This is a genomic window from Spiribacter aquaticus (assembly GCF_007625215.1).
GTDB lineage: Bacteria > Pseudomonadota > Gammaproteobacteria > Nitrococcales > Nitrococcaceae > Spiribacter > Spiribacter roseus.
Map to the genome: position 1 here is coordinate 195,336 of NZ_VMKP01000003.1, position 20,565 is coordinate 215,900.

A 20,565-nucleotide genomic window follows, 5' to 3' on the forward strand; every position below is an offset into this window, starting at 1 on the left:
GTTGGATACAGAGCATGGAACTCATCCGCGGCGCGCATAACCTCGAGCAGCGGCACCGGCCGTGTGTGGCCACCATCGGTACCTTCGACGGCATCCATCGCGGCCATCAGGCGGTGATCGAAGCCCTGCATGCGGCCGGCCGCCGGCTTCAGCGGCCGGCGACCGTCATCCTGTTCGAGCCCCAGCCGCGCGAATTCTTCACGCCCGACCGGGCGCCGGGGCGCATCACCCGCCTGCGCGACAAGCTGCGCATCCTCGAATCGCTGGGCGTGGAGCGCACCCTGTGCCTGCGCTTTGACCATCGCCTTGCCCGGGAGCCGGCGGAGGATTTCATGCGCCGACTGCTGATCGACGCCCTGGACGTGCGGTTTCTCATGGTGGGCGATGACTTCCGCTTCGGGCATCGACGCCGGGGCGACTTCAGCATGCTCCGCTCGGCGGCGCAGGCCTTCGGCTTTGAGCTTGAGCGCATGCCCACAGTCCATGACGGCGATTCGCGGGTCAGCAGTACCCGCGTTCGTGAAGCCCTCGAGGCGGGTGATCTGGCCACCGCCGAACGTCTGCTCGGCCACCGCCTGCGCATCACCGGGCGGGTCGCCCACGGCGAGGCGCTGGGTCGGGAGCTGGGCTGGCCGACGGCCAATATCCGTTTCGGGCCGCATCCGCCGCCGATGCGCGGCATTTTCAATGTCCGGGTTCATGGCCTGGGCGAACCGCGCCCCGGAGTCGCGAGCCTGGGTACGCGCCCGACCGTCAACGGTGTGGAGACGCTGCTCGAGACGTATCTGCTGGACTTCTCCGGCGATCTCTACGGTCGCCCCATTGAGGTGGAGTTTCTGACCCGGCAGCGCGGTGAAGAACGCTTTGATGGCCTCGACGCCCTGAAAGAACAGATTGCCGCGGATGTCGCCGCGGCCCGGACGTGGTTCGTGGACCACGGTTATCTCACAGCCAACAGCGCAGGATGAATCCGTGAGCGATTATAAGGACACCCTCAACCTCCCGAGGACCGCATTCCCGATGCGCGCCGGCCTGGCCAAGAGCGAGCCCCGGCGCCTGGCGCGCTGGCGCGAGGAGGGCGTCTACGAGCGTCTGCGTGAGGCGCGCCGTGGGCGGACCCGTTATGTACTGCATGACGGGCCGCCCTACGCCAATGGCAGCATTCATATCGGCCATGCCGTCAACAAGATCCTCAAGGATGTGATCGTCAAAAGCCGCAGTCTGGATGGCTTCGATTCGGTCTATGTGCCGGGCTGGGACTGCCATGGCCTGCCCATCGAGCATAAGGTCGAGCAGACCATCGGCAAGGCCGGCGAAGCGGTCAGCGAGCGCGCTTTCCGCGATGCCTGCCGCGAGTTCGCCACCGAGCAGGTCGCCGGGCAGAGCGAGGATTTCCAGCGCCTGGGCGTGCTCGGGGACTGGCAGAACCCGTATCTGACCATGGCCCCCCGGACCGAGGCGAACATCCTGCGGGCGCTGGGCGAGATCGTGCGGAATGGCCATCTCAAACGCGGCTTCAAGCCCGTGCACTGGTGCATGGACTGCGGCTCGGCGCTGGCCGAGGCCGAAGTCGAGTACGAGCCCCATACCTCGCCCGCCGTCGATGTGCGGTTTCGCGCGCTGGATGGCGAGGGGCTTGCACGGCGCTGTGGGGCCAGTGTCGACGTGGGCGACGCGCCGGTCTCAGTCATGATCTGGACCACCACACCGTGGACGATCCCGGCCAATCAGGCGGTAGCGCTGCACCCGCAGTTCGACTACGTGCTGGTGTCCGTTGAGCATGGCCGCGAGTACATGCTGCTGGCCGAGGCCCTGCACGAGACCGCGCTGGCCCGTTATGGCATCGAGCATTTCGGTATCGTTGGACGGTGCCGGGGCGAGCATCTCGAGGAACTCACCCTCGTGCATCCATTCCTGGACCGCCACGTGCCGCTGATCATGGGCGAGCACGTCACCACCGAGGCCGGCACCGGAGCGGTTCATACGGCGCCCGACCACGGTGCCGACGATTTCGAGGTGGGTCAGGCCTACCACCTGCCGCTGGAAAACCCCATCGACGACGCCGGACGCTTCCGCGGCGGCGAGTTCGCCGGGCAGTTCGTGTTTGATGCCAACCGCGGCATCGTCGAACGCCTCGAGGCGTCGGGGGCCCTTGCCCATCACGAGCCCTATGCCCACAGCTATCCGCACTGCTGGCGGCACAAGACACCGATCCTGTTTCGCGCGACCCCGCAGTGGTTTCTCAACCTCGAGGCCTCGCAGGTCCGTGCCCGTACCCTCGACGCACTGCCGCGGGTGGACTGGCATCCCGCTTGGGGCGAGGAGCGCATGGCCGCCATGGTCGCCAACCGGCCCGAGTGGTGCATCTCGCGACAGCGTAACTGGGGAGTGCCGATCGCGCTTTTCATCGACCGCGAGACGGGCGAACCGCATCCGCAGACCGATCGCCTGATCGAGGCAGTGGCGCAGCGCATGGAACAGGACGGGATCGATGCCTGGTTCGAGCTCGACGCGCGGGAGCTGCTGGGTGACGAGGCCGAGCGCTACGAAAAGGTCACCGATATCCTCGACGTCTGGTTCGACTCCGGGACCACGCACGCCACGGTGCTGCGCGGGCGGGATGACCTGCAGTGGCCGGCCGACCTCTATCTGGAGGGCAGCGACCAGTACCGCGGCTGGTTCCAGTCGTCACTGCTCACCGGCATGATGATTGACGGCAGGCCGCCGTATAAGACCGTGCTCACCCACGGCTTCACGGTGGATGAGCAGGGCCGGAAGATGTCCAAGTCAAAGGGCAACGTCGTCGCGCCCCAGTCGGTCATGAACGCCCTGGGGGCGGATATCCTGCGACTCTGGGTGGCCTCGTCGGATTACACCGGCGAGATCGCGGTGTCCGACGATATCCTCAAACGCACCGCCGATGCCTATCGCCGGCTGCGCAACACGGCGCGTTTCCTGCTGGCCAATCTGGACGGCTTCGAACCGTCGGCCAATGCCCTCGCGTCCGGGCAGATGCTGGCCCTTGACCGCTGGGTGGTCGACCGCGCCCTGCAGCTGCAGGAGGCCATCATCGATGATGCCCAGCGCTTCGACTTCCATCAGCTCTACCAGCGCGTTCACCATTTCTGTGTGCTTGATCTGGGCGGTTTCTACCTGGATGTCATCAAGGATCGCCAGTACACCACCGGGGCGGACAGTATCCCGCGGCGTTCCGCGCAGACGGCCATGTGGCATATCGCCGAGGCACTGGTCCGCTGGCTGATGCCGGTGCTGTCCTTTACCGCCGACGAAATCTGGGAGCATCTGCCCGGCGAGCATGCCGGGACGGTCCTGGAGGCCGAGTGGTACGGGGGGCTGACGCCGCTCGACGATGGGCTGATGAATCGGGCTTTCTGGGAGGATGTCCTGACGCTGCGCGACGCGGTGGCCAAACGGATCGAGGCCATGCGCAACGACCAGCAGCTGGGCGCGACACTTGAAGCCGAGGTTGATCTGTACTGCCCTGAGCCGCTGGCGGCGCGCTGGCAGGCCCTGGGTGATGAGCTGCGCTTTGTCCTGATCACCTCCGCGGCGCGGGTGCATCCGCTATCCGAGGCGGATGACCAGGCCCAGGCCGCGCATCTGGGCGACGGGACGCGGTTTCTGTTCAGCGTCCAGGCAAGCGGGCATGACAAGTGCGAGCGTTGCTGGCACCGGCGCGCCGATGTGGGAGAGGATCGGGACTATCCGGCAATCTGCTCGCGCTGTGTCAGCAATATCGCCGGCGACGGTGAGACACGCCGGTTCGTCTGATGCGCAGCGGACTGCGATTCGGGTTACTGCTCGGTCTGACAGTGCTGGTCGTCGACCAGGCCAGTAAGTGGCTGGCCTTCAACAGCCTGTCGCCCTACACGCCCGAAGCGCTGCTGCCCCTGGTCAATCTGACCCTCGCTTTCAATACCGGTGCGGCGTTCAGCTTTCTGGCCGATGCCGCAGGCTGGCAGCGCTGGCTGTTGATCGGGGTGGCGGTGGCCGTCAGCCTGTATCTGCTGCACTGGCTGCGCAGCCTGGCGGGCGGGCGACGCCTTGAGGCCGCGGGGCTGGGACTGATACTGGGCGGCGCCGTGGGAAACCTCATCGACCGCGTCCGGCTGGGCGCGGTCATCGATTTTATCGACGTTCATTACGGTGGCTGGCACTGGCCGGCTTTTAACGTGGCCGACACGGCGATTACGCTGGGCGTCGTGATGATCCTTCTCACGGCCTGGCTGGACTGGCGACGCGCTCGCTGAGTCGCCGGGACCGTACCTGATCCGCCATGGGAGACTCGCACAATGCAGGAAATCAGACTCGCCAACCCCCGCGGCTTCTGCGCGGGCGTCGACCGTGCCATCAGTATCGTCGAACAGGCGCTGGAGGCGTTCGGACGGCCGATCTATGTGCGTCATGAAGTGGTGCATAACCGCCTGGTGGTCGACGACCTGCGGGACAAGGGGGCGATCTTCGTCGAGGAACTGGATGGCGTGCCCGCCGGGTCGACGCTGATCTTTTCGGCCCACGGGGTATCCCAGTCGGTCCGGGACGAAGCGGTGGAGCGTGGCCTGCACGTGTTCGATGCCACCTGTCCGCTGGTGACCAAGGTGCATATGGAGGTGCGCAAGCACGCCCGGCAGGGCCGTGAAGTGATCCTGATCGGTCATGATGGCCACCCGGAGGTGGATGGCACCATCGGTCAATACGTCGGGGAGCGCGCCGACCAGGGCGGCATCTACCTTGTCGAGACGCCGGCGGACGCCCACGCGCTGACCGTCAAGAACCCGGATGATCTGGCCTTCGTCACCCAGACCACACTGTCCATGGATGACACGGCATCGGTGATCGAGGCCCTTCAGACGCGGTTTCCGCGTATCGAGGCGCCGCGCAAGGACGACATCTGCTACGCCACCCAGAATCGTCAGGATGCCGTTCGCGAACTGGCCGGCGAGGTGGACGTGATGGTGATCGTGGGGTCGACCAACAGCTCGAACACGCGCCGTCTGACCGAGCTCTCGGAGCGCCTTAGTGTGCCCGCCCACCAGATTGATCGCGCCGTCGAACTCGAGCGCGACTGGGTGGCCGACGCCGGCCGCATCGGGGTGACCGCCGGCGCCTCCGCCCCCGAATCATTGGTGCAGGCGGTGATCGATCAGCTGGTGGACTGGGGGGCACAGCGCCCGGACACCAGCGGCAGCTACACTGAGGATGTGGTGTTCTCAATGCCGCGTGATCTGCTGCGGGCGATCCCCAAGCGTGGCGAGATCAAGACGGTCGCCGACTGATCAGCAGGCCGATGCCGCGGCGGACTCGATGCGGGCCCGTCCGGCGGCATTGACGATCATTGACCGGGTCGCGCGCAGCCGGCCCGCCGGCGTGCGCTGACACAGCGACAGTGTGCCCATCTGCAGGCTGCCACCCGGACGGCGGGTGGCGCCACTGGGCTGGTAGTGCAGCGCTCCCCCAATGCCGGCATTGGTGGCCGCGGTGATGGAAGTGGGTAAAGCGGCCGCGGTCGCAAGCCGCTCCTCGCCGGGTTGGCGGCGGCCGTCGCCGTTGGCATCGACAAAGATCATCCAGCCCTTGTGCCAAGCCTTGTCGGTGGCGGCGATCACCACCGCCCGCCCGCGTGTCACCGCCGCGTGGCGGGCATGCCGGACCGCCGCGTGCAGGCGGTCGGTGGCGCTGTCGAGCCGCGCCTTATGGGCCAGGTCGGAGAAACCCGGCGCACTCAGCATGACGAGCACCGCCGCCAGCGCGAGCGTGACGAGCAGTCCGAGCAGGGTGTGGCCGTGCTGTGCGGGCATTGAAGATCGCCTTGACTCCGGTGATCGTCCAATCTAGCGCACTGGTCCGCTGCGTCGAGGCCCGCTGGTCGGAGTCTGGCAGCTTGGAGGCATGCGCCCTTCTAACGGATTCACGCTGCTGGAGATGCTGATCGCCCTGGCGATCGTGGCCATCCTCGCACTGGCGGCCGTGCCGGCGTACCTCCAGCCCATGAGTCGGGTTGAATCCACCCAAGCCGGCGCCTGCCTGCTCGAGCTTGCCGGCCAGCTGGACCGGCATCGTCTGGAGGGTAAGGACTATGCCGGCTTTGCGGTGGCCGGCTCGGACGCGGCCTGCCGGTTACGTCTGTCGGATCGCTATCGTTTTGAGGCCGGTGTCCCCGGCGAGCCGACCTGGGGTGGCATGACCACCGACCCGGTTGCCTGGCAGCTGCGGGTCCGACCGCGGGCCACCGATGGACATGGGGCTCAGGCCCCGGGGTGTGCGGCTCTGGTGGTGCGGGATGATGGCCGCCGTGGCGTGATGGCCGACCTGGCGGGAGCGGTCCAGACCGCCGCGGATCGCGTTCGGCGCTGCTGGCGCTAGTCTTGTCTGAACCGCACGCCTCGTCTAACATTATGTCCCGATTGCCGGCGTAGCTCAGTTGGTAGAGCAACGCATTCGTAATGCGTAGGTCCGCGGTTCAAATCCGTGCGCCGGCACCAGTCTTCCCGCCGCACCTCATCTCCCAAGGCCAAAGACCAGCAGCAGGGCAAGGACCACCGCCGTCCAGAGCGCCATGGAGCCGGTCGGCCAGCTGCGCAGGGGCCAGCCACTGAGTCGCAGATGCGTGGCCCAGCCCTCGAGTGCCTGAAAGCGTGCCATGAACGCCTGCCGCGCCGCCGCATCAACCCGGCGGACCCCGCCACCGAGGCGGTCCAGCGCCCGCTTGCCGGGCACGCGGTAGAACCAGTCCAGATCGAGGCTGATCTTGTTCTTGCCGCCGAGCACGCCCACCAGCAGGAAGAATCCCAGCCCGGTGAACAGCAGCAGCTGCATTTCCTTGATCAGATGACCGGCGGTATACGCCTGATACTCCACCGGGTAGGGCAGGATGGCGTACAGCCACCCCGGTGCGATGCCGATGACAAAGCAAAGCAACGCCGCGATTCCCATTGCGATGCGCATGTTCAGGGGCGCCTCCGGCGGCCGCAGGCCCGAATCCTGGCCCATGAAGGTGTACCAGGGCAGCTTCAGGGTGGTGCTCATGAAGGTACCAACGCCCGCCAGTGTCATCAGCAGAAAGATCACCCCGCGTCCCTCCACCGCGGCCGCTTCAATGATCATGGTCTTGCTCACGAAGCCGCTGAACAGCGGGAAGGCCGAGATCGACAGCCCGCCGACCATATAGAGCAGAAAGGTCACCGGCATGGTGCGGTAGAGGCCGCCAAGTTCGGTCAGCCGGCTGCGTCCGGTCATCTGCAGGACCGCCCCGGCGCCCATCAGCAGCAGCGCCTTGTAGAGGATATGGGTGAAGGCATGGGCGGTCGTGCCGCTGATGGCCAGCGCGCTGCCCAGCCCGACACCCGCGACCATGTAACCCACCTGGCTGATGATGTGATACGACAGCAGCCGGCGGATGTCGTTGACCAGAAAGGCATAGATCACGCCGTAGAGCGTCATGAAGACACCCAGCCACACCAGCAGCTCCGTGCCCGGAAAGCCCCGTGCCAGGACATAGACTGCCGTCTTGGTGGTGAAGGCGCTGAGAAACACCGTCCCGGTGACGGTGGCCTCGGGATAGGCATCGGGCAGCCAGGCATGCAGTGGCGGCGCCGCGGCATTGATCAGGAATGCCACCAGAATCAGATAGAAGGCCGGGCCACCGCCGTCAAGCGCCTCGAAGGCGAGGCTGCCGGTGTGAAGCCAGTAGGCGATGATGCCCGCGAGCAGCAGCATCCCCCCGAGGGCATGGATGATGAGGTAGCGGAACCCCGCCTCGTAGGCGGCTTGGCGGCGACGCCGCCAGATCAGCCACACCGAGGCGATCATCATGATTTCCCAGAACACGTAGAGCGTGATCAGATCGCCGGCGAACACCGCCCCCAGGCCGGATGCCGCATAGAACGCCGCGGCCACATGCTGGGCCCCGTCGTCGACCTGGAGCGCGAACACGTTGCCGATGAAAATGATCAGCGCGAAGACGTAGGCGAAAGCGAGACTGAGCTTGTCGACCCGCAGTGGCACCAGCTCGAGTCCGGCAAGCTCCAGGCGAATGGTCAGCCCCGCGGGCAGCGCGACCACCGCCGCCAGCACCAGCAGTGGCAGGACCAGCTGCCAGACCTGTCGCTGCCGCCCCTGGAGCACCGCCAGGGGCAGGGCGCCCAGCATCAGCAGCAGCGCGGGATGCAGCCACTCACCCATGTCCGGACGCTCCGTGATCATCGGTGTCGTCGTCCGGCTCGGCATAGTAGTCCGGGCGCCGATAGACGAGGCCATAGCCGATGGCCTTGTACACGCCAATCAACAGCAGCGCCCCGAGAAACGCGAAGACGGCCGTAAAGCCGGGTATGCCGTCCCAGGGAAAGCGGCTGTAATGCGATGGCTTGAGCACGTCGAGCAGCACCGACAGACCCATGAGGCCGATCATCGTCCCCCGCACCAGCCGGCCGTGCCGGACCAGTGCACCGATCATCGCGGCAGTCGCAGTCGTCATTTTCATGCGTGCTTCCTTGCGGTCATCACGGTATCCCCATGGCCAGCAGTCGATAGGCGGGATCGGCGAGGATGAACAGCACCAGCGTGCCGGCGGCGGTCACCAGCAGTGGGACAAGACACAGCGCCGGCGCCTCGGACACCCGGTAGCGTGCCGGTTCGTCATCGGGCGGTGGGCGCAGGAACGCCCGCATCACCGGCGGCATCAGGTAGCCGATGTTGAGCAGTGTGCTCAGCACGAACGCCCCCACCACCAGGTACTGCTGCGTGCTCCAGGCACCGCTGATGAGGTACCACTTGCTCCAGAAGCCGCCCGTGGGCGGTAACCCGATCACACACAGCGCGCCGATGAAAAAGGCCAGCATGGTCAGGGGCATGCGGCGGGCGAGGCCGTCCATACCGGAGACCGTGTTGATCCCACTGGCCACGTAGATCGCACCGGCACAGAAAAACAGGGTGATCTTGCCAAAGCCGTGCATCAGCATGTGCAGCCCGCCACCGATCGCCGCCAGCTCGGTGGCCAGCAGGGCACCGGTGACGATGTAGGCCAGCTGGCTGACGGTGGAGTAGGCCAGCCGCGCCTTGAGATTGTCCTGCCGAAGCGCCACGAGGGAGGCGGCCAGCATGGTGAATACGGCGATGTACAGCATCAACGGCTGGGTCAGCAGCGACTGTGTATAGTCCAGCCCGAAGATATAGAGCACGACGGTGAGCACGCTGAACACGCCCGCCTTGACCACCGCCACGGCATGCAGCAGGGCGGAGACCGGCGTCGGTGCCACCATGGCCGCCGGCAGCCAGCGGTGGAAGGGCATGATCGCCGCCTTGCCAATGCCGTAGAGCAGCACCACCAGCAGCAGCGCGCCCGCACCCGGTGATACCGAGTCGTCGAGGATGCCGCCGGTGGTGAAGCTGAGCGTGCCGACCGAGGCCCCGATCCAGATGATCGCCGGCAGCATCAGTCCGATGCTCGTCACCAGCAGCAGCGCCAGATAGGTCCGCGCCCCGCTACGGGCCTTTTCAGTGCCGGTATGCGCCACCAGGGGATAGGTGGAAATCGACAGGATCTCGTAGAACAGGTACAGCGTGAGCAGGTTCTCGGCGAACGCGATGCCCATGGTGGCGCCCAGCGCGATCGCGTAGCAGGCCATGAACCGGGTCAGGTGGTGGTAGCCGCCCGCGCGCAGATAACCGATCGCGTAGGGCGTGGCGACGATATAGAGCGTCGAGGCGAGCAGCGCGAAGATCAGCCCGAGGGGCTGGGCCGACAGGGTGATGGACACGCCGGGGATCCAGTCCACCAGGGTCTGCTCCATGGCATCGTCGCCCCCGACCCGCCGGATGAGCACCCCGACCACGGTCAGGAACAGCGGCACCGGCAGGGCAAAGCACAGGCCGTCGCGCAGGCGGGGCCGGTTGGCGGCAAGGCCGATCGCGGCGGCGCCGAGGAACGGGATCAGGACCGCCAGAAACGGCGTCATGACCACACTCCGCCCGCCAGCGCCTGGGCCGCCCGGGTGGCGCCCCCCACGGTCAGGCGGGTATCGATGCCAAACCAGAAGTTCGCTGCGACCAGCACCCAGACTGGCAGCAGCAGTGTCCAGTGCGCCTCCTGCACGGTGGGGGCATCCTCGGGGCGGGGCTGCATCCAGGCGATTTCCACCACCCGCGCGATGTAGATCAGCGCCATCAGCGAGGTGATGAGGATCAGCCCGACAAGCCAGAGCTGGTCAGCCTCCACGGCGGCGCTGAGCAGATACCACTTGCTGATGAACCCCGCCGTCGGCGGCAGCCCCACCAGGCTGACCCCCGCGAGTGCAAACGCGGTCAGGGTCCAGGGCATCTGCCGGCCGATGCCTCGCAGGTCACTCATCGCCAGGCCGCCGCAGCGGTAGGCGATGAGCCCGGCGCTGGCGAACAGGGCCGCCTTCATCAGGCCATGGTTGAAAAGATGCAGAAACGCGGCGCTCAGCCCGGCAAGCGTGGTCAGGCTGACGCCCAGGACCATGTAGCCGACCTGCGCGATCGACGAGTAGGCCAGCATGCGCTTGAGGTTGCGCTGCATGATCGCCAGCCACGAGCCGGCGAACATGCTGCCGATGGCAAGCGACATCAACCCCGCCGCCAGCGGCAGCGCGGCAAAGCTGTAGGCGGCGCCGAAGACGTCGAAGATGAACCGCAGCATCACATAGAGCGCCACCTTGGTCGCGGTGGCGGCGATCAGGGCACTGATCAGTGATGGCGCGTAGGTGTAGGCATTGGGCAGCCAGTGATGCAGCGGGAACAGCGCCAGCTTGATGGCGAGACCCACCACGACGAAGCCCAGTCCCACCTGGAGCGCCCGGGCGCCCTCCGTCACCGGCAGTCGCTCAGCGATATCCACCATGTTGAGCGTACCGGTGAGGATGTAGAGCACGGCGATCCCGATGAGCAGGAAAGTGGCACCCACCGTGCCCATGATCAGGTAGCGGAAGGCGGCGATCAGGGCGCGGCGGTCGCGGCCGTGGGCGATCAGACCGTAGGTCGCCAGCGACGAAATCTCGAGGAATACGAAGACGTTGAAGACATCACCGGTGAGCGTGATGCCGAGCAGCCCCGCCAGGGCGATGAGCACGAGCGCATAGAAACTGCCCTGCCGCTCAGGCACCTCGGCATCCACCAATGGCTTGCCCCACGGCAGAAGGATCGCCGACACGCCGGTAATGAGCAGTGCGACGAACGCGTTGGCGGCATCCACCCGGTATTCGATCCCCACCGGCGGGGCCCAGTCGCCGAACGCGTAGCTCAGCGTGCCGCCATCAAAAACCGCCGCCAGAACCATGGCGGCCAGGATGAACGCCGTGGTCATGGCGAGAGTCGCCAGCACCCATGGCAGGCCGCGACCGGGCAGCAGGGCGCAGACCGGGCCGGCGATCAGCGGGATGAGAACGACGAAAGGCATCAGCTCGGTGATCGAGCTCATACGCGGTCGTCCTCCTCGGCCGCGTCGATGGCGTCATCGTCGATGCTGCCGTAGGCCTCGCGAATGCGCACGGTCAGCGCCAGGGCGACGGCGGTGGTGGCGATACCCACCACGATGGCGGTCAGGATCAGCACGTGGGGCAGGGGGTTGGAGTAGCGCTCCACGCCCTCGCGCAGCACCGGGGTCGCGCCGCCGATGACCTTGCCCGCGGAGATGAACAGGATGAACACCGAAGTCTGGAAAATCCCCAGACCGATGACTTTCTTGATCATGTTGCCGCGCGTGATCATGCAGTAATAGCCGGTCATCATCAGCACGATCACCGCCCAGTAGTTGATGAAGCTCAGCAGCGTCATTCCCCGTCCACCGTGACATCATCCGTGGCATCGGGATCGAGGCCGGCGGCCAGCGTATCGGCGCGGCGGCGGGCGAACAGCAGGAAGATCAACATCACCACCGCGGCCACGGTGACGCCAACGCCGAACTCGACGAGGATGATCCCGGTCTGCTGCGCCGCCTTGGGCGCATCGAGCAGCGGATAGAAATCGAGAAAGCGGCCGCCCAGTACGACGCCCAGCACCCCGATCAGGGCGTAGAGCAGCACCCCCAGCGAGGCGAGGGCGTAGATCACCCGTTGCGGAATCACGCGCAGACCGGTCTCGAGCCCGTAGATGAACACGAACAGGATCCAGGCCGAGGCGAACAGCACACCGGCCTGGAACCCGCCCCCCGGGGAATATTCGCCGTGAAACTGGACGTACAGACCGAATAGCATGACCAGCGGGATGAGAAAGCGGGCCACGACGACCAGGATGGCGTTGTCTCTCATCGTTCATCCTCTTCTCGCCGGCGTTTCCGGGGCGGCGGCGAGAGCAGGGCATAGACCACGATGCCGGCGGTGAGGATGACCACCGCCTCGCCCATGGTGTCGATGGACCGGTAACTGGCCAGCACCGCCGCCACAAGGTTGGGAATCCCGATGTCCGCATAGGTCTGGTCGATGAAATAAGGCCCCAGGTGCTGATGGACCGGGTTGCCGGGCTGGCCGAAGGCGGGCAGGTCGAACGAGGCATAGATCAGCGCGGCGCCGGTCAGCGTGACGATCGCGAGCGCCGGCAGGCTGTGGCCGGTCCGTCGATGCTCGTAGCGGGGGACAAGGGCAAGCACCGCGAGAATGAGCACGGTGCTGATGCCCGCACCCACCGCCGCCTCGGTGAGCGCCACATCACCCGCGTCGAGGGTGGCGAACAGCCCGGCGATGGTCAGCGAGTAGATGGCGAACAGCATGGTCGCCTTGAGCAGATCCCGGGTGACCACCACGGTGACCGCGACCACGATGAGCAACACCAGCAGGGTGATGTCGATCAGGTGTTCGATGACGATTCTCCCGATGCACGGCGCCGATCCCGCGTGACCGGTTCGATGCCGGCCGCCATGGCCGCCCGTGCCGTGGCGTGCGAGGCCGTGGGTGTGGTGAACAGCAGAAACAGCAGGATCAGCAGTAGCTTGAAGCTCAGTGGGTGCCAGCCGGACTGGAGCACCAGCCCCCCCACGATCAGCAGCGGTGCGATGGTATCGGTGACGCCGCCGGCATGCAGTCGGGTGTAGATATCCGGGAATCGGACCACGCCGATGCCGCCTATCACCGCGAAGGCGCCGCCGGTCAGCAGCATCCCGGCCGAAATGAGGGTGATCAGTGGCTCAATCATCGGATGGCTCGCGACTGGCGGCCAGATCGCGCTGGCGGACCAGCTTGAGCACTGCGATGACGGCCAGGAAGTTGATCAGCGCGTAGACCAGCGCCACGTCCACCAGGTCGTTGTTGCCCGAGAAATAGGCGATGAGCGCGATCAGCAGCACCGTTTTCGTGCCAAAGACATTGACGCCGACGATGGTGTCGAACACCGATGGCCCGCGGATGGCCCGCCACAGTGCCAGCGCCATGGTGGTGAAGATCGCGAGGATCGTGGCGAGCAGGACGTTCGTCATCGGGGCTTGCCCTCGAGCCACTGCACGCGCCGTCCCATGGCGTCGGTCTCAAGCCCCTCGACGGCGTCCGCGAGCAGCGCGTGGACCTGGGCGCGGTCGCTGTCACTGGCCAGCCAGGTGGTCACGGTCCCCGGGGTCAGGGTGATGGAGTTGGCGTAGGTCACGCGCCCCACGTTGGTGTGCTGGCGGACCGGTACCTCGATCAGCGTGGGCTGGATGCGCCGCGGGTCGAGTACCGCCCGCGCCACGGCGATGTTGGAGACAATCACCTGACCCACGAGCCAGACCCAGTAGACCAGCAGCCGCCAGGACAGTGTCGCCGGATCGTGCTCGGCGCCCAGGACTTCCATGCGCTCGGTCAGCCATACAACGAGTGCCACCGAGGCCGCCCCCAGCCCGAACAGCAGCGGCTTGTAGACACCGGACAGGCCCAGCCAAAGGATTGCCAGCATCAAGGCCAGCGAGAGGTAGTAGCGCATGGCGTGGAATGTATCAATGTCGCCCCGCCGCTGCCAGCCGGTCAGGGTGACCGCACGCTGTCACAGAGTCGCAATCTGAATGTCATTATACTGGGGCGCAACCAAGGGTAGGGGGATCAGTCTTGGCGAGTATTCTGCTGGTAGAGGACGAATCGGCCATCCGTGAAATGGTGGCGATGGCTCTGGAGCGGGCCGGCTATCGGGTGCGGCACGCCGAATCCGCCGAGGACGGCGAGGCGGCCATCCGGCTCAGTCAGCCCGACCTGCTGCTTCTCGACTGGATGTTACCGGGGCAGAGCGGCATCGACTTCGCCCGTCGGCTCAAACGCGACCGCGCCACCCGGGATATCCCGATCATCGTGCTGACCGCGCGGGGCGAAGAGGCGGATCGGATCAGGGGGCTGGATGCCGGTGCGGATGACTACGTACCTAAGCCGTTTTCCCCGCGTGAGCTGGTGGCGCGGGTGAAGGCGGTGCTGCGACGGGTCCAGCCCACCGCCAACGAGTCGCCGGTGGAGGCCCGCGATCTGCGGCTCGACCCGGTCAGCCACCGGGTGACCGGGACCGGTCGTGCACTCGAAATGGGGCCGACCGAGTTCAGGTTGCTGCACTTTTTCATGACCCATCCCGATCGTGTGTTCAACCGTGCGCAGCTTCTCGATAATGTCTGGGGAACGAATGTCTATGTCGAGGAGCGCACCGTTGACGTCCACATCCGCCGCCTGCGCAAGGCCCTCGAGCCCTCCGGGCATCATGACCTGCTGCAGACCGTCCGCGGCGCGGGCTATCGTTTTTCCGCCGACTGAACGGGTCCGCCCATGTTGATGAGCAACCCGTGGCCGGCCGTGGTGTTCCGCACCGTGGCCGGGGGGGCGTTTCTGGCGGTCTTCGGGCTTGCCACCGGCGTCCCATGGCTGGTGCTGCTGGCGGGCGCGGCGCTGCTGGTCCATCAACTGGTGCAGGTCTATCGTCTGGAGCGCTGGCTGCGGACATCGCGACGCCGCCATCCGCCTCGTGGTCGAGGGCTGTGGGGGCATGTGCTGGATGGCCTCGATCGCCAGCAGAACCGGCAGCGCGCCCGGCGGCTGCGTCTGGTGGGACTGCTGCGACGGTTTCGCGAGGGCGCCAATGCCATGCCCGACGGCACCATCGTGCTCTCGGCAGCGGGCGAGATGCAGTGGTGGAATCGCCTGGCGTCGCGGTATCTGGGTCTGCAATGGCCCCTGGACCGTGGCCAGCGCATTGCCAACCTGATCCGGCATCCCGACTTTGCGGCGTATCTGACGGCTCGGGACTGGACGGCAGCGGTCAAGATCCCTTCACCGCAGGATCCGCGCCGCACGCTCGAGATCCGGATCGTCCCCTACGGCGACCACCAGCAGATGCTGCTCGCGCGCGATGTCTCGGAGCTGCATCGGCTGGAGACCATGCGGCGGGATTTTGTCGGTAACGTCAGTCATGAGCTGCGCACGCCGCTGACCGTATTGCAGGGAATGTCGGAACAGCTCGGTGAGATGGAGTCGCTGGACGCCGAGGATCTACAGCGGCCGCTGGCGTTGATGGATCAGCAGATCGGGCGCATGACGCGGCTGGTGGATGATCTGCTGCTGCTCTCGCGGCTCGAGACCGAGCGCCCGGTGGTGGATCGCGCCGCCCTGGACATGCCGCGGCTGCTGGACGAGGCGGTGGAAGAGGCGCGGGCGCTCAGCGGCGGCCAACATGGCATCAGTCTGACAGCGGACGAGTCGCTGAGCATCGAGGGGGATGAGGACGAGATCCGCAGCGCGCTCTCCAACCTGCTGTCGAATGCCGTGAAATACACCGCCGCCGGGGGCCGGATCGACGTGCGCTGGTTTGTCGCTGAGGGGGCGGCCTGCCTGGCGGTCGCGGACACGGGGCGCGGTATTCCCGCCCACCATATCCCGCGGCTCACCGAACGGTTCTATCGCGTGGACGCCGGTCGTGCGGCGCGTGATGGCGGCACGGGGCTGGGGCTCGCCATCGTCAAGCACGTGCTCTCGCGCCACGGCGCCCGGCTTGAGATCACCAGTGAGATGGGCGTGGGGAGTACCTTCACGGCGCTTTTCCCGATAGCCGCGCGGGTCAGCCCGGCACCCGATGCGTCGGTTTCATGATCCTGTCACAAAGCGTGGCTACGCTCCCCACAGTCCACAACCGAAGCATCAACGAGGAGTAACCTCATGCAGATTTGGAAAACGAGTGCACTGGCCCTGGCGGCCACGGTCGGCGTGACGACTCTGGCGAGCGCGCAGGAGCGTGAGCAGATCCGGATCGTCGGCTCCAGCACGGTCTATCCCTTCGCCAGCTATGTTGTCGAGGAGTTCGGTGCGACGACCAACTTCCCCACTCCGGTCATCGAGTCGACCGGCTCCGGTGGCGGAATGCGCCTGTTCTGTGAGGGCGTCGGTGTCGGTACGCCGGATATCACCAACGCCTCGCGCCGCATGAAGCCGAGCGAGTTCGATCGCTGCCAGGAAAACGGCGTCACTGAGATCACCGAGGCGCTGATCGGCTCCGACGGCATCGTCCTCGCCCAGAGCGATGAGAACGATCCGCTGGCCCTGACCCGTGAGCAGATCCTGATGGCGGTTGCCGCCCAGGTCCCGCAGGACGGGGAGATGGTCGACAATCCCTACACCAACTGGAATGAGATCGACTCCAGCCTGCCTGATCGTGAGATCGAGATCCTCGGCCCGCCTACGACCTCCGGCACCCGCGACGCCTTCGAAGAGCTGGTCATGGAAGAGACCGCTGAAGGGGCCGGCTTCCCGGCGGAGTACACCGATATCCGTGCGGACGGCGTCTACGTCGACTCGGGCGAGAATGATAACCTGATCGTCCAGCGGATCCAGGAGAACACGGACGCGATTGGTGTGTTTGGCTACAGCTTCCTGGTCGAGAACGAGGACACGCTGGATGCGGCCACCGTCGACGGGGTCGAGCCGACCACCGAGACGATCTCGCAGGAAGACTATCCGGTCGCCCGCAGCCTCTGGTTCTACATCAAGGATGCCCACGAGGGTGTGATCCCGGGTATCGACCAGTACGTCAGCCTGTTCATGGACGACATCATGATCGGTGAGGATGGTCTGCTGATCGAAGAGGGCCTGATCCCCCTGCCGTCCGCGCAGAGCGCCGAGTGGCGTGATCGGGTCGACAACCGGGTTGATCTGCAGCGCAGCGACCTCGAGGGGTAACGTCCGGAGCGACTCGATAATACGATGAGTCGCTGACGTGATGGGTCGCCACTTCCGTTGGGGGTGGCGGCCTTTATGGTCTGAGCAAACAGTGAATCCTGGGGGGTCGCCTTGAGCATTGCGACGACTACGCTTCTGTTAATGGCGGCGATTGCCGGACTCGGCCTGATCGGTTTTCGATGGGGGCGGGGTAAGGCGCTGGCGGCCATGGCCAGTGGCATCAGTATGCATTCCCGACCGCAGCAATATGGCTGGTACCCGGTCGTCTGGATGGGCCTGCCGGCGCTCGGTTTTGCCCTGGGAATGGCTCTGCTCAGTGTGACTGGCGTCATCGCACCCGCCAACGAAGTGGTCCTGATGGTATCGCTGGCGGCAGGGGCCGTGGGGCTCAGTCTTGGACTGCGGGCGATCCGCCCGGAACTGCGGGCGCGTAACGCGCTCGACCGTACAATCCGCTGGCTGCTGCTGAGCGCCGCGCTTATTTCCATCTTCACGACCATCGCGATCGTGCTCTCGATCCTGTTCGAGGCCATGCGTTTCTTTCGCGAGGTCAGTGTCTGGGAGTTCGTGACCGGTACCGTCTGGTCGCCGGGTGATACCTTTCTTGAAGCGGCTGGCCGCGGCGACGAGGTGTCCGAAGGGAGCTCATTCTTTGGTTCCGTGCCATTGTTCGCCGGCACGTTCATGGTCACCGGCATCGCTATGGCGACGGCGCTGCCGATCGGTCTGCTCTCCGCGATCTTCATGTCCGAGTACGCCACGCCGCGTCAGCGCGGCATCGCGAAGCCGGTCCTGGAGATCCTCGCCGGCATCCCGACCGTTGTCTACGGCTTCTTTGCCGCCATCACCGTGACCCCGATCATCGTCGACATCGCCGAGTTCTTCGGACTGGATGCGTCATATAGCAACATCCTCTCGCCCGGCATCGTGATGGGCATCATGATCATCCCGTTCATCTCGTCGCTGTCCGACGATGTGATCAACAGCATCCCGCAGAGTCTGCGCGAGGGCGCCTACGCACTGGGTACGACCCATTCCGAGACGATCAAGAAGGTGATCCTTCCGGCCGCGCTGCCCGGTGTGATCTCGGCGTTTCTGCTGGGCGTCTCGCGGGCGCTGGGCGAGACGATGATCGTTGTCATGGCGGCCGGCGTGCGGCCTAACCTCACCTGGAATCCGCTGGAGGATATGACCACGGTCACGGTAAGCATCGTTTACTCCCTGACCGGTGATCTCGCCTTTGACAGTCCGCAGACCCTCTCGGCGTTTGCGCTTGGGCTGGTGCTTTTCACAGTGACATTGATGCTCAATCTGCTCTCGACCTATCTGGTCCGGCGATTCAAGCAGAAGTACGACTAAACGGGACGCCCTGCGATGCAACGACGACTGACCGGCTCTGCCAACGATCCACTGATCCGCGCGCGTTACAGGCGCGAGGCCCGCTTCCGGGGTTACTCGATCGCCGCGCTGTTCGTTGCCTTCGGCATCATCATCGCGTTTTTCACCGATATCATCGGCCAGGGGCAGAGCGCTTTCTGGCGGACCGAGGTCAAGGTGACGCTGGACTACAACGAGCGAGCCGAGCGCATTGGCCAGTTCGCGGTCGCCGAGGACCTCCGGGATATCGTCTCGCGGGGTGCGGTCCGCGGCATCCCCCTGGAGATCCGCAACAACCCGGGGCGGGCCGGGATCACGCGCGAGGCGTGGGTGCCGGTCAAAAGCACCATCGACCAGTACGTCAAGGGCAAGGATGAGCTCGAACCAGCGCTGGCCCGCCAGGTGGACGCGCTGCTCGCCGAGGGTGTGATGCGCACCACGTTCAACTGGGCCTTCTTCACCAGTGGTGACTCCAAACTCCCGGAACTGGCGGGCATATTCTCCGCGGCGGTCGGCTCGATCCTGGTATTGGCCGTGACGCTGGTGTTCGCCTTTCCAATCGGGGTCATGTCGGCCATTTACCTCGAGGAATTCGCGCCGGATAACAAGCTGACCCAGGCGATTGAAGTCAATATCAATAACCTGGCGGCGGTGCCGTCGATCATCTTCGGCCTGCTTGGCCTGGCGGTTTTCATCAATACCCTCGGCGTGCCGCGCTCATCGGCACTGGTCGGTGGACTCACGCTGGGGTTGATGACCCTGCCGATCATCATCATCAGCACCCGGGCGGCGCTGCGCTCGGTACCGGATCCGATCCGGCTGGGTGCCTTCGCGATGGGCTGTTCGCGCTGGCAGGTAGTCCGTGACCACGTCCTGCCGCTGTCACTCCCGGGCATCCTCACCGGCACCATCATCGGGCTGGCGCAGGCCATGGGTGAAACCGCGCCGCTGATCATCGTGGGCATGATCGCCTATATCCCGGAGGCGCCGTCGAGCATCTTCGACTCGGCGACGGTACTGCCGGCCCAGATCTTTACCTGGGCGGGCGAGCCCCGCCAGGCCTTCAGCGAAAAGACCGCAGCCGGGATCATGGTGCTCCTGGCGATTCTACTGACACTCAATGCCACCGCCGTGCTTCTGCGGCGCAAGTTCGAACGTCGCTGGTAGCGACGGGTGAGGAATTCATGGAAACTGAAGTCAAGCAAAATGCCGCGGCCAGGGTGGGAGTAACGATGCCGGAAACCGAGGCAACTACCACGGCAACACGCAATGGGTCGGAACTGGCGAAAATGAGCGCCACCGATCTCAATCTGTGGTACGGCGACACCCAGGCCCTGCATGGGATCAACCTGGACATGCCGGCCCAGGAGGTCACGGCCCTGATTGGTCCGTCGGGCTGCGGCAAGTCGACTTTCCTGCGCTGTCTCAACCGGATGAACGACCTGATCCCCCAGGTCCACATCAAGGGTGGCGTTGCGCTCGACGGCGAAGACATCTACGACTCCAGCGTCGATGTGGTCCAGCTTCGGACCTTCGTGGGCATGGTCTTCCAGAAGCCCAATCCCTTCCCGAAGAGCATCTACGAGAACATCGCCTATGCGCCACGGCTCCACGGGACCGGGACCTCCCGGTCGGAGCTGGACGACCTCGTCGAATCATCGCTCAAGCGGGCGGGCCTCTGGAACGAAGTCGCGGACCGTCTGGACACACCCGGGACCGAGCTGTCGGGCGGCCAGCAGCAGCGGCTGTGTATCGCCCGGGCCATCGCGGTCAATCCCGAGGTCATCCTCATGGACGAGCCGGCATCGGCCCTCGATCCGCTGGCGACGGCAACGGTGGAGGAGCTGATCCACGAGCTCAAGGACAACTACACCATTGTCATCGTCACCCATAACCTGCAGCAGGCCGCCCGGGTGGCCGGATACACGGCGTTTTTCCACATGGGCCAGATCGTCGAGGTGAACGACACGGATACGCTGTTCACCAACCCGGCGGAACAGCGGACCGAAGACTACATCACCGGCCGGTTCGGCTGAGCCGGCAGGGA

The 20,565-nt window shown here is 65.6% G+C and carries 22 protein-coding genes and 1 tRNA gene; 12 read left to right on the top strand and 11 right to left on the bottom strand.

Going from position 1 to position 20,565, the window contains the following annotated elements; all coding sequences use genetic code 11:
• Positions 1–14 precede the first annotated feature (14 nt).
• Genes ribF through ispH form a run of 4 tightly spaced genes read left to right on the top strand, consistent with a single transcriptional unit; the run spans position 15 to position 5,297 of the window.
• Positions 15–968: a bifunctional riboflavin kinase/FAD synthetase gene (ribF, locus tag FPL11_RS07445; RefSeq protein ID WP_144348060.1), complete on the top strand. Its 954-nt coding sequence runs from the start codon at positions 15–17 to the stop codon at positions 966–968.
• A gap of 4 nt (positions 969–972) precedes the next feature.
• Entirely contained in the window at positions 973–3,792 is a 2,820-nt protein-coding gene (gene ileS, locus FPL11_RS07450; RefSeq protein ID WP_186295109.1) for an isoleucine--tRNA ligase, read from the top strand.
• Positions 3,792–4,271: a signal peptidase II gene (gene lspA / locus FPL11_RS07455; protein WP_144348062.1), complete on the top strand. Its 480-nt coding sequence runs from the start codon at positions 3,792–3,794 to the stop codon at positions 4,269–4,271. Before ileS ends, lspA begins: the two co-directional genes overlap by 1 nt.
• A gap of 42 nt (positions 4,272–4,313) precedes the next feature.
• Positions 4,314–5,297: a 4-hydroxy-3-methylbut-2-enyl diphosphate reductase gene (gene ispH / locus FPL11_RS07460; RefSeq protein WP_144348063.1), complete on the top strand. Its 984-nt coding sequence runs from the start codon at positions 4,314–4,316 to the stop codon at positions 5,295–5,297.
• On the opposite strand, the gene FPL11_RS07465 is transcribed toward ispH, so the two are convergent.
• Complete coding sequence (locus FPL11_RS07465; protein ID WP_144348064.1) at positions 5,298–5,819, bottom strand: GspH/FimT family protein; 522 nt, start codon at positions 5,817–5,819, stop codon at positions 5,298–5,300.
• 91 nt (positions 5,820–5,910) lie between these two features.
• On the opposite strand from FPL11_RS07465, the gene FPL11_RS07470 reads away from it, so the two are divergent.
• Together FPL11_RS07470 and FPL11_RS07475 are read left to right on the top strand one after the other, a co-directional pair.
• Positions 5,911–6,384, top strand: coding sequence for a prepilin-type N-terminal cleavage/methylation domain-containing protein (locus FPL11_RS07470; protein ID WP_110882975.1), 474 nt, complete (start codon positions 5,911–5,913; stop codon positions 6,382–6,384).
• 43 nt (positions 6,385–6,427) lie between these two features.
• Positions 6,428–6,503, top strand: a tRNA-Thr gene (locus FPL11_RS07475).
• Between the two features lie 16 nt (positions 6,504–6,519).
• On the opposite strand, the gene FPL11_RS07480 is transcribed toward FPL11_RS07475, so the two are convergent.
• The 10 genes from FPL11_RS07480 to FPL11_RS07525 are packed head-to-tail and all read right to left on the bottom strand — an operon-like array spanning position 6,520 to position 13,923.
• Positions 6,520–8,223: a Na(+)/H(+) antiporter subunit D gene (locus FPL11_RS07480; protein ID WP_235013468.1), complete on the bottom strand. Its 1,704-nt coding sequence runs from the start codon at positions 8,221–8,223 to the stop codon at positions 6,520–6,522.
• Positions 8,195–8,500: a hypothetical protein gene (locus FPL11_RS07485; protein ID WP_110882977.1), complete on the bottom strand. Its 306-nt coding sequence runs from the start codon at positions 8,498–8,500 to the stop codon at positions 8,195–8,197. Before FPL11_RS07485 ends, FPL11_RS07480 begins: the two co-directional genes overlap by 29 nt.
• A gap of 19 nt (positions 8,501–8,519) precedes the next feature.
• The gene (locus tag FPL11_RS07490; RefSeq protein WP_144348066.1) at positions 8,520–9,974 is read right to left on the bottom strand and encodes a proton-conducting transporter transmembrane domain-containing protein; all 1,455 of its coding nucleotides are present in this window, start codon (positions 9,972–9,974) and stop codon (positions 8,520–8,522) included.
• On the bottom strand, positions 9,971–11,455 hold the full coding sequence (locus FPL11_RS07495; protein WP_144348067.1) for a monovalent cation/H+ antiporter subunit D family protein: 1,485 nt from the start codon (positions 11,453–11,455) through the stop codon (positions 9,971–9,973). The genes FPL11_RS07490 and FPL11_RS07495 overlap by 4 nt, the downstream gene beginning before the upstream one ends.
• Positions 11,452–11,811 (bottom strand): cation:proton antiporter subunit C, encoded by a 360-nt coding sequence (locus FPL11_RS07500; RefSeq protein WP_110882980.1) that lies wholly within the window; start codon positions 11,809–11,811, stop codon positions 11,452–11,454. Before FPL11_RS07500 ends, FPL11_RS07495 begins: the two co-directional genes overlap by 4 nt.
• The gene (locus tag FPL11_RS07505; RefSeq protein WP_144348068.1) at positions 11,808–12,284 is read right to left on the bottom strand and encodes a Na(+)/H(+) antiporter subunit B; all 477 of its coding nucleotides are present in this window, start codon (positions 12,282–12,284) and stop codon (positions 11,808–11,810) included. The genes FPL11_RS07500 and FPL11_RS07505 overlap by 4 nt, the downstream gene beginning before the upstream one ends.
• Positions 12,281–12,802, bottom strand: a complete 522-nt coding sequence (locus FPL11_RS07510; protein ID WP_235013320.1) for a DUF4040 domain-containing protein — start codon at positions 12,800–12,802, stop codon at positions 12,281–12,283. The genes FPL11_RS07505 and FPL11_RS07510 overlap by 4 nt, the downstream gene beginning before the upstream one ends.
• A gap of 17 nt (positions 12,803–12,819) precedes the next feature.
• Positions 12,820–13,164 carry a monovalent cation/H(+) antiporter subunit G gene (mnhG, locus tag FPL11_RS07515; protein WP_144348069.1) on the bottom strand — a complete coding sequence of 115 codons (345 nt, stop codon included), beginning with the start codon at positions 13,162–13,164 and terminating at the stop codon, positions 12,820–12,822.
• Positions 13,157–13,444, bottom strand: coding sequence for an MrpF/PhaF family protein (locus FPL11_RS07520; RefSeq protein WP_069134124.1), 288 nt, complete (start codon positions 13,442–13,444; stop codon positions 13,157–13,159). The genes mnhG and FPL11_RS07520 overlap by 8 nt, the downstream gene beginning before the upstream one ends.
• A complete protein-coding gene (locus FPL11_RS07525; protein ID WP_144348070.1) occupies positions 13,441–13,923 on the bottom strand; it encodes a Na+/H+ antiporter subunit E in 483 nt (160 codons plus the stop codon). The genes FPL11_RS07520 and FPL11_RS07525 overlap by 4 nt, the downstream gene beginning before the upstream one ends.
• Before the next feature lie 122 nt (positions 13,924–14,045).
• On the opposite strand from FPL11_RS07525, the gene phoB reads away from it, so the two are divergent.
• From phoB to pstB, 6 genes are all read left to right on the top strand, one after another.
• Complete coding sequence (phoB, locus tag FPL11_RS07530) at positions 14,046–14,729, top strand: phosphate regulon transcriptional regulator PhoB (RefSeq protein ID WP_083217688.1); 684 nt, start codon at positions 14,046–14,048, stop codon at positions 14,727–14,729.
• 12 nt (positions 14,730–14,741) lie between these two features.
• Positions 14,742–16,058, top strand: coding sequence for a phosphate regulon sensor histidine kinase PhoR (phoR, locus tag FPL11_RS07535; RefSeq protein WP_144348071.1), 1,317 nt, complete (start codon positions 14,742–14,744; stop codon positions 16,056–16,058).
• 66 nt (positions 16,059–16,124) lie between these two features.
• Positions 16,125–17,141, top strand: coding sequence for a substrate-binding domain-containing protein (locus tag FPL11_RS07540; protein ID WP_144348072.1), 1,017 nt, complete (start codon positions 16,125–16,127; stop codon positions 17,139–17,141).
• A gap of 141 nt (positions 17,142–17,282) precedes the next feature.
• The gene (pstC, locus tag FPL11_RS07545; protein ID WP_144348073.1) at positions 17,283–18,500 is read left to right on the top strand and encodes a phosphate ABC transporter permease subunit PstC; all 1,218 of its coding nucleotides are present in this window, start codon (positions 17,283–17,285) and stop codon (positions 18,498–18,500) included.
• A gap of 15 nt (positions 18,501–18,515) precedes the next feature.
• Positions 18,516–19,685 (top strand): phosphate ABC transporter permease PstA, encoded by a 1,170-nt coding sequence (gene pstA / locus FPL11_RS07550; RefSeq protein WP_144348074.1) that lies wholly within the window; start codon positions 18,516–18,518, stop codon positions 19,683–19,685.
• A 17-nt stretch (positions 19,686–19,702) separates the two neighbouring features.
• Positions 19,703–20,554, top strand: coding sequence for a phosphate ABC transporter ATP-binding protein PstB (gene pstB / locus FPL11_RS07555; protein ID WP_425473430.1), 852 nt, complete (start codon positions 19,703–19,705; stop codon positions 20,552–20,554).
• Positions 20,555–20,565 lie beyond the last annotated feature (11 nt).